Origin of the sequence: Amycolatopsis sp. NPDC059027 (assembly GCF_042739735.1) — a bacterium.
Taxonomy (GTDB): Bacteria; Actinomycetota; Actinomycetes; order Mycobacteriales; family Pseudonocardiaceae; genus Amycolatopsis.
On sequence record NZ_JBHYIK010000117.1, the window covers coordinates 1 to 8,130 of the forward strand.

General features: G+C 68.1%; 12 protein-coding genes. 6 read left to right on the top strand and 6 right to left on the bottom strand.

Annotated features, from left to right (window positions below; translation table 11 throughout):
• Positions 1-44 precede the first annotated feature (44 nt).
• The 3 genes from ACFWY9_RS42700 to ACFWY9_RS42710 form a co-directional block, all read right to left on the bottom strand.
• Positions 45-377 carry a hypothetical protein gene (locus ACFWY9_RS42700; protein ID WP_378341575.1) on the bottom strand — a complete coding sequence of 111 codons (333 nt, stop codon included), beginning with the start codon at positions 375-377 and terminating at the stop codon, positions 45-47.
• Positions 378-463: 86 nt separating this feature from the next.
• Positions 464-1,624 (bottom strand): serine hydrolase domain-containing protein, encoded by a 1,161-nt coding sequence (locus tag ACFWY9_RS42705; protein WP_378341576.1) that lies wholly within the window; start codon positions 1,622-1,624, stop codon positions 464-466.
• 39 nt (positions 1,625-1,663) lie between these two features.
• A complete protein-coding gene (locus ACFWY9_RS42710; protein WP_378329507.1) occupies positions 1,664-2,281 on the bottom strand; it encodes a DUF1707 domain-containing protein in 618 nt (205 codons plus the stop codon).
• Between the two features lie 94 nt (positions 2,282-2,375).
• Between ACFWY9_RS42710 and ACFWY9_RS42715 the strand changes: the two genes are divergently transcribed.
• A complete protein-coding gene (locus tag ACFWY9_RS42715) occupies positions 2,376-2,822 on the top strand; it encodes a protein tyrosine phosphatase (protein WP_378341577.1) in 447 nt (148 codons plus the stop codon).
• A 58-nt stretch (positions 2,823-2,880) separates the two neighbouring features.
• Here the strand turns inward: ACFWY9_RS42715 and ACFWY9_RS42720 are convergent, their stop codons facing one another.
• Positions 2,881-3,165 carry a DUF397 domain-containing protein gene (locus tag ACFWY9_RS42720; protein ID WP_378341578.1) on the bottom strand — a complete coding sequence of 95 codons (285 nt, stop codon included), beginning with the start codon at positions 3,163-3,165 and terminating at the stop codon, positions 2,881-2,883.
• A 12-nt stretch (positions 3,166-3,177) separates the two neighbouring features.
• The gene (locus ACFWY9_RS42725) at positions 3,178-4,032 is read right to left on the bottom strand and encodes a helix-turn-helix domain-containing protein (protein WP_378341579.1); all 855 of its coding nucleotides are present in this window, start codon (positions 4,030-4,032) and stop codon (positions 3,178-3,180) included.
• A 111-nt stretch (positions 4,033-4,143) separates the two neighbouring features.
• On the opposite strand from ACFWY9_RS42725, the gene ACFWY9_RS42730 reads away from it, so the two are divergent.
• Positions 4,144-4,344: a hypothetical protein gene (locus ACFWY9_RS42730; protein ID WP_378341580.1), complete on the top strand. Its 201-nt coding sequence runs from the start codon at positions 4,144-4,146 to the stop codon at positions 4,342-4,344.
• A 5-nt stretch (positions 4,345-4,349) separates the two neighbouring features.
• Positions 4,350-4,973 (top strand): uracil phosphoribosyltransferase, encoded by a 624-nt coding sequence (upp, locus tag ACFWY9_RS42735; protein WP_378341581.1) that lies wholly within the window; start codon positions 4,350-4,352, stop codon positions 4,971-4,973.
• Positions 4,974-4,994: 21 nt separating this feature from the next.
• Here upp and ACFWY9_RS42740 read toward each other — a convergent pair whose 3' ends face one another.
• Positions 4,995-5,588, bottom strand: a complete 594-nt coding sequence (locus ACFWY9_RS42740) for a TetR/AcrR family transcriptional regulator (RefSeq protein ID WP_378341582.1) — start codon at positions 5,586-5,588, stop codon at positions 4,995-4,997.
• 84 nt (positions 5,589-5,672) lie between these two features.
• On the opposite strand from ACFWY9_RS42740, the gene ACFWY9_RS42745 reads away from it, so the two are divergent.
• From ACFWY9_RS42745 to ACFWY9_RS42755, 3 genes are read left to right on the top strand one after another with little or no spacing between them, the layout of a single operon-like run.
• Entirely contained in the window at positions 5,673-6,080 is a 408-nt protein-coding gene (locus ACFWY9_RS42745; RefSeq protein ID WP_378329473.1) for a MerR family transcriptional regulator, read from the top strand.
• A 50-nt stretch (positions 6,081-6,130) separates the two neighbouring features.
• Entirely contained in the window at positions 6,131-7,054 is a 924-nt protein-coding gene (locus ACFWY9_RS42750) for an aldo/keto reductase (RefSeq protein ID WP_378341591.1), read from the top strand.
• 32 nt (positions 7,055-7,086) lie between these two features.
• Positions 7,087-8,088: an aldo/keto reductase gene (locus ACFWY9_RS42755; RefSeq protein ID WP_378341583.1), complete on the top strand. Its 1,002-nt coding sequence runs from the start codon at positions 7,087-7,089 to the stop codon at positions 8,086-8,088.
• Positions 8,089-8,130: the final 42 nt, after the last annotated feature.

Genomic DNA, 8,130 nt, shown 5'->3' on the forward strand with positions numbered 1-8,130 from the left:
CCGGCGCTCAGTGCCGGTAAGGAGGCCTTCACGGACCGGCGTGGTCAGGCAGGGAAGGGCTGGGGCGCGAACGGCGGAATCGGGCCGGGACCGCCGTCCGGCGCGAACGGTGGGATGGGGACGGGGTCGCCCGCGGGCAGCGTGACCTCTCCGGCTTTCGGACGGCCTGGCAGCTTGGCGGGGGCGAACGTGCCGGGCGGCTCGCCCTCGTTACCGCGCAGCGCCGGGATCGGCTGGGGAGTGTCGGCCAGCGCGGGCCAGGGTGACGGGCCGACGTTCTTGGTCGGCGGGCCGCCCTCGGCGAAGGCGGCGGCGGGCAGCGCCGCGAGACCGAGGGCCAGCACGCCGGTGGTGACGATTCTCGAAAAGATCCGCATACCGTCCGAGTCTGCTGACGCCGCCACGCCGGATCCCGCCCCCGGACACCGGCGCCGGGGCGGAACCGGACGCCCGATCGGGCGAGCTACAGCGACATCGCGACGAGCGGAGCCGAAGCCACTGGAACCGCGCAGAACTCGTTCACGAACGGCAGCTGCCGTTTGCCCGCCTGCTCCTTGTTCGCGGTGAGGTCGATGGTCGCGAGCGTGCTGATCTGCTTCGGGCCCGAATCCGCGACGAAGCTGAAGGTGTTGAACCCCGGCAAGTCCCCGCCGTGTCCCCAGACGATCGTGGGCTTCCCGCACGCCTTCGCCAGGTCGATCTTCATCAGCCCGAGTCCGTAGTCGAGGCCCGTGTCGCCAAACGTGACGTCGATCGCGCGCACCGTCTTCTTCATTTCCGCGAGTTGCGCGGGCGGCAGCAGTTTCCCGTCGAACAGGGCCCGGAAGAAACGGTTCAAATCCCCGGCGCTGGAAATGACCTGACCAGCGCCGAAATAGCGCGTGTAGTTGTAGGTCGTGACGTCGGTGCGCGCGTGCGGCGCCGGATACAACTGCTCGTAGCCGTGCGCGGCGGCGTGCGGCAGGAACGGGAAATCGCCGGGGATGAACGTGTCGTGCAGGCCCAGCGGCCCGGTGATCCGTTCGGCGAGCACGCGCGCGAGCGGTTGGTGGGTGAGCTTCTCGACCAGCATGCCGAGCACGTTGTAGCCGGTGTTCGAATACGACCACGCCGTGCCCGGCTTGAACAGCAGTGGGTGTTTCGTGCTCAGCCGGACCTGCTCGGCCGGGTCGAAATGGACGAACCGCTCGGTGTCGATCTCCGGCAGCGAACCCCAGCCGTCCTCAGGGGCGAGGTCGCGCGGGACGCCGCTGGTGTGCTGGAGCAACTGCCGGACCGTGACCGGCTCGGCGTATGGCAGCACCCCGGGCAGCCGCTCCTGGATGACGTCTTCGAGTGACACCCGATGTTCGCCGACGAGTTGCAGCACGAGCGTCGCGGTGAACGACTTCGACACGCTCGCGACGCGGAACCGGCCGGACGAATCGGGCTTGCCGGGACGGCCGACCTCCCGGACCCCGCTGGCGCCGCGCCAATCCGGCGCCACCGCGACCATGCCGGGAATCCCGGACGCCACCGCTGCGTCCATCGCGGCCTGTCGCGGGTCGGTGCCGGCGTGCGCGGTGCCGGTGAACACCGTGGCGCACGTGGCGATGGACAGGACGAAACCGAGTGAACGGCGCATCGCTTCCCCCTCGATGAATGCCGTCCAGCGTAGCAAAAATCAGGCTTCGAGCTGAGGACTTTCGTCCCGCTTCGCGGGCTTGCGATAGACCGTGACGCCTGCCCAAAAGGCCAGTCCGTTGATGCGGACGGTCGGTGCCGTGGGCGGCGCGGGCGGCGTGCCCGCCCTGTCCTGCAGCTCGAACGCGCCCATGAAGCCGACCCCGGTGACCTCGACGTTGACGTCGTCGGGGACGACGATGTCGATGCCGCCCATGATCGCCACCGCGGTGATCGTGCATTCGCGCTCGGCGAACCGGGCCCGGCGCAGGTCGATGTCGACGCCGCCCCAGAACGCGAAACTGTTGTGCTGCGGCGGAAGTACCCAGCTGCCCTTGCGCGTCGCCCCGGACATGATCGCGATCGACGCCTGCGAGCCGGGATGCCCGCCGATCCGCTCGTCGGGCAGGCCGAGCGCGCGTGACGTCGCGGGTTCGATGACGCCGGACGCGGTGGTCGCGGGCAGATCCGCGGTGACCGGTTTCAGCTCGCCGGCCGTCTTCGCGGCGTACACCGTGCTGAGGCGTTCTTCGAGTTCGTTGACCGTGATGCGGCCCTCGGACAGCGCGGTGTGCAGCACCTGCGCGACGCGCTCGCGGTCGGCGTCGGAGATGCGCATCTGGTCCGGCGGGACGGCTGGCTGATCGCTCACCCCGCGTAGCCTAGACCCATCCGGGGTCACCGGCGTCCATCTAATGGCCGACACGGGCAAGATGGGACGCATGCTGGTGGGAGCGATCGAACTGCCCGGTGGTGTCCGGGTGCGCGGCCGGGGTCTCCGGCGCGGTGTGCCCGAGGGGACGTCCCCCGATTTCGGGCTGTACCTGGGGTCGGGCAAGCTACGGCGCAAGTACGACGACGGGTTGTCCTGGGACCGCGAGTGGATCCAGTGGCCGGATTTCCTGCTGCCGCGCGACCGTAACGCCGCGCGACGGAGCATTCTCGGCCTGCACGCGCGGGCTCGCGCGGGTGAAGACGTCGAAGTCGCGTGCTACGGCGGTTCGGGCCGGACCGGGACAGTCCTCTCGTGCCTCACGACGCTCTCGGGCCTTTCGGGCGATGAAGCTATTACGTGGGTTCGAGAGCACTACACCAAGCACGCCGTCGAGACGCCCTGGCAGCGTCGCTGGGTCGACTGGTTCGCTCGGCAGCCCTCGTAGTGGTCCGTGAATGCCACATTGAGGGAGTCAGAGTCCCTCAATGTGGCATTCACGGACTTCAACGCTGGGTGGTGAGGAAGGCGGACCAGGCGGGGGCGGGGAGAGTGAGCTGGCCGCCGTCGCGGTCCTTGGTGTCGCGCACGGCCACGACGAGCGGAGCGGCAGCCACCTCGACGCAGTTGGCCCCGCTGCCACTGCTGTAGGAAGTCTTGTGCCAGGCACTGACCTCGGCACAGTTGGCCTGGTCGGTGCTGTGACTGCTCTTCTGCCAGGCGCCGACTTCGACGCAGTTGGCGTCGCCGCCGCTATAGCTGCTCTTCTGCCAGGTGCCTGGGGTGATCACGGTTCCCGCCTCCTAGGGGCCGGTCAACGTGCCGATGATGTCGGCAACAAGCCGCATCGACTCGTCGGGTGACAGTGCGACGGCGTGAATGTCTTGCCAGGCAAGCTTAACACGCTCGATCTCCGCATCGTCCTCGAGAAAACTGCTAGTGCCCGGGCTGTTCATGTAGGTAACGGGCGATGCCGAGTCGAAGTCGAGGATTGCGAAGGAGCCGTCCAAGCCGGGATACGCCGGTGCGGTGAACGGCACCACCTGAACCACGGTGCTCTTGCGCTCGCTCAAGCTGAGCAGATTTCGTAACTGAGCACGTCGGATCTCGGCTGCGCACACCGGGCGCGTGAGAACGGTCTCGTCCACGATGAAGTGGATGTTGGGTGCCGGGCGTCGGCTGAAGATGACCTGCCGCGACATGCGTGTGGCGACCAAAGCGTCAATTTCGGCATCGGTGAGTCTCGGATGCACGCCGCGGATGATGGCACGCGAGTAGTCCGGGACCTGGGCGAGTCCCGGGAACAAGAGCGGCTCGTAGTTGCGGATGGACACGGCGTCGGTTTCGAACTGCATCAGCTCCTTCCAATTGGGCGGCAGCTTGCCGTGGATCTCGTGCCAGTTGCGCTCTTCGCCGTCGCGGACGAGGGCGACCAGTTCTTGCCGGATCTGCGCCGGGACCTTGAGAAAGCCGAGAATCGCCGACACTTCGTCGGCGTACAGGCCGCGTACGCCGGTCTCCATGCGGCTGATCTTGCTTTCCGAACAGTCCAGCGCGTCGGCGACGTCCTTGCATGTCAAGCCGCGTTCGAGCCGCAGCATTCGCAATTGCGCCGACACCCGACGCTGCCGCACCGAGATCCCCTTGCGATTTCCCATGGGCACACTCTTCCGTCATGCCCCGGTGGCAAGAAAGGCATGTCACCTGAAGGAAGTTTGCGTGCCCCGAACGCAAGCGGAAATGGTTGGCTCATGCGGAGGAGGAGAAAGATGGAGCAGTCGTGGACGATCAACGGCGCGTACGCCACCTGGCGGATGACCGTCGTGATCGGGGCGCCGGAGGACGGCGCGGGGCCGAACGTCCCGAAATGGCCGTCGGAGAAGCTCGCCGGTGTCGTGGGCCACTTCTTCGAGGCGGTGAACCACTACGAGACGACCCGAGACATCGACTCGGTGCGCGGGTTAGATTAACCGCCATGGATGTGCACGTCGTCGATCACCCGCTGGCCAAGGCCAGGCTGTCCACCATGCGCGACGCGCGCACGGACAGCGCCGCTTTCCGTGCCGCGTTGCACGAGCTGACCGTCATGCTCGTCTACGAAGCCATGCGGGACGCGCCCGTGCGCACCGAGCGCATCCACACCCCGGTCGCGCGCACCGAGGGGATCGCCCTGGCCAGCCCGCCACTGCTGGTGCCGGTGCTGCGCGCGGGTCTCGGCATGGCCGACGAGGCGCATAAGCTGATCCCGGACGCGCAGATGGGCTTCGTCGGCCTCGCCCGCGACGAGGAGACGCTGCAGCCGACGCCGTATCTGGAGTCGCTGCCGGAGTCCTTGGCGGACCGGCCCGTGATGGTGCTCGACCCGATGCTCGCGACCGGCGGCTCGATGGAGTACACGATCCGCCTGCTCACCGATCGCGGCGCCGCCGACGTCACGGCCATCTGCGCGCTCGCCGCGCCCGAGGGCATCGCCCACCTGGAGAAGAGCGGCCTGCCGATGCGGATCGTGACCGCGAGCGTCGACGAGCGGCTCAACGACTCGGGCTTCATCGTCCCCGGCCTCGGCGACGCCGGCGACCGCCAATACGGCGCCGTCTGACCCACCGTCCATACTGGACCCTCAGGGACGCAGCCAGCCGGAGGCGTTGGCACGCAGGGCGGTTTCGTAGGCGCCGCTGACGCTGAACTCGTCGGGCAGGTTTCCGGTCAGCTCCAGCGACACCAGCCCGTGCACGATGCCCCAGCAGCTGACCGCGATCGTCTCGGCCGGGACGTCGACGAAGATCCCGGCCGCGATCGCCGCCGAGATGACCTCCTGCAGCGGTGCGAGGCTGGACCGTGCCAGCTTCTCGGCCTCCTCGTTCGGCTCGAAGCCGGGCACCGACTTGGTGAACATGATCGCGTACAGATGCGGGTCGGCCAGCGCGCTCGCGCGGTACGCGGCTCCCAGCGCCACGAGGTCGGCCACCGGATCGCCGGAGCGCGTGACCGCCGCCATTCGTGACCCGAAGCGCCGGAAGCCCTCCATGTACAGGGCATTGACGAGGTCCGGCTTGCTGCCGAACAGTGAGTACACCGCGGTCGTCGACGTCCCCGCTTCGGCGGCGAGCTTGCGGAGCGAGAGGGCCTTCGGGCCGTCGGCGGAGATGAGTTCGCCGGCTCGGTCGAGCAGCTTGAGCCGGAGGGCTTCGTCGTGGGTGCGAGGACGCGGCATGTACCGAGCGTATCGCAACAGTGTTACCAATCGCGAGGGAAGCGATTTGACCTGGAGTGCACTCCAGGTCGTACTGTCGAGGTCATGAGCTACTCGATAGCGGAAGCCGCGCGACGTAGCGGGTTGTCCATCGACACCCTCCGGTACTACGAGCGCATCAAACTCGTCGATCCGCCCGCGCGGGACACGGCGGGCAGAAGGGCGTATTCGGACAACGATCTCGCCTGGCTCGGGTTCCTCACCAAGCTCCGTCTCACCGGCATGTCGATCAAGCGCATGCGCGAGTACGCCTCGTTGCGCAGCCGCGGCACCGCCAGCGCGGGACGGCGGAAGGCGATCCTCGTCGAGCAGCGGCAGGCGGTGGCCGAGCGGATCGCCGAGCTGCAGGCCTGTCTCGACATCCTCGACTACAAGATCGACAACTACGAGCAGCTCGAACGCAAGGTGCTCGAAATCAGCGGCACCACCACCATTCAGGAGATATCCGCGTGAACACTCGCAAGCTGGGGGCCCTCGAAGTCGGCGCGCAGGGCCTGGGCTGCATGGGCATGAGCCAGGCCTACGGCGTCCGCGACAACGAGGAAGAGTCGATCGCGACGATCCACCGCGCGCTCGAACTCGGCGTGACGCTGCTGGACACCGCGAACGTCTATGCGGCGGGCGTCAACGAAGAGCTGGTCGGCCGCGCGATCGCCGGCCGTCGTGACGACGTCGTGCTGGCGACGAAGTTCGGCATCGTGTGGAACGGTGACCAGATGGGCGCGCGCGGTGACGCCGCGTATGTCAAGCAGAGCTGTGACGAGTCGCTGCGACGTCTCGGCGTCGACCACATCGACCTCTACTACCAGCACCGCGTCGACCCGGACACGCCGATCGAGGAGACCTGGGGCGCGCTCGCCGAATTGGCCGAAGCCGGGAAGGTCCGGTATGCCGGGATTTCCGAGGCGAGCGCGGCGACCATCCGCGCGGCGCACGCCGTCCACCCGGTGACGGCGCTGCAGAGCGAATGGTCACTGTGGACTCGCGGGATCGAGGAGGAGATCCTCGGCACCTGCCGCGAGCTGGGTATCGGCGTCGTGCCGTTCTCCCCGCTGGGACGTGGTTTCCTGACCGGCGCGGTGACCTCGGTGAAGGACCTGCCCGAGGACGACATGCGCCGCGGTCTGCCGCGCTTCTCGGACGAGAACTTCGACCGGAACCTCGCGATCGTGGACGCGTTGCGGGCACTGGCGGAGAAGAAGGGTGTGACGGCGGGGCAGCTCGCGCTGGCCTGGGTGCAGTCGCGCGGCTCCGATGTGGTCCCGATCCCGGGCACCAAGCGGCGCAAGTACCTCGAAGAGAACGTCGCCGCGGCGTCGCTGGAACTGTCCGATGAGGACATCGCGGCCATCGAGCAGGCCGCTCCCGTGGACGCCTTCGCCGGGGAGCGCTACCCGGAGCGGCTCGCGCGTGCCGCGGGCAAGTGAATGAGCGATTTTCGTTACAGGCAGGGAGAATCATGAGTGACTCGACGGTGCCCACCCGCAGGCTCGGCGCGCTGGAGGTCAGCGCGCAGGGGCTCGGCTGCATGGGCATGAGCGAGTTCTACGGGCAGGGCGACGACGCCGAGTCGATCGCCACCATCCACCGTGCGCTCGAACTGGGCGTCACCCTGCTCGACACGGCCGACATGTACGGGCCGTTCAAGAACGAGGAACTGGTCGGCCGCGCCATCGCCGGTCGGCGGGACAGCGTCGTGCTGGCGACGAAGTTCGGCATCGTGCGTGACCCGGCGGACCCGTCGAAGCGCGGCGTCCGGGGCGACGCGGAGTACGTGCGGTCGGCCGCCGAGGCGTCCTTGCGCCGTCTCGGGGTCGATCACATCGACCTGTATTACCAGCACCGGGTGGACCCGAACACGCCGATCGAGGAGACCGTTGGCGCGCTGGCCTCGCTGGTGGAGCAGGGCAAGATCCGGCACATCGGGCTGTCCGAGGCGAGTGCCGCGACGATCCGCCGGGCGCACGCGGTGCACCCGATCACGGCGGTGCAGACCGAGTGGTCGCTGTGGTCGCGGGACATCGAGGCCGAGATCGTGCCGACGTGTCGTGAGCTGGGTATCGGTGTTGTGCCGTATTCGCCGCTGGGGCGGGGTTTCCTGACCGGGCGCTTCACATCCAAAAAGGACTTCGCCGAGGGCGACTTCCGGCAGGCGAACCAGCCGCGGTTCGCGGACGAGAACCTCGACCGGAACCTCGCGATCGTGGACGCCTTGCGGGCCTTGGCGGAGAAGAAGGGCGTGACGGCGGGTCAGCTCGCCTTGGCCTGGGTGCAGTCGCGCGGCAACGATGTCGTGCCGATCCCGGGCACCAAGCGGCGTAAGTACCTCGAAGAGAACGTCGCCGCGGCCACCCTCGAACTGTCCACAGAGGACTTGGCGGCGATCGAACAGGCCGTCCCGGCCGATGCCGTCGCGGGCGGCCGCTACCCCGAGTCGGGCATGTCCCTCGTCAACGGCTGACCGTGGGCTGAAGGGGACTTTCCTCGCATCGCATGCGAGGAA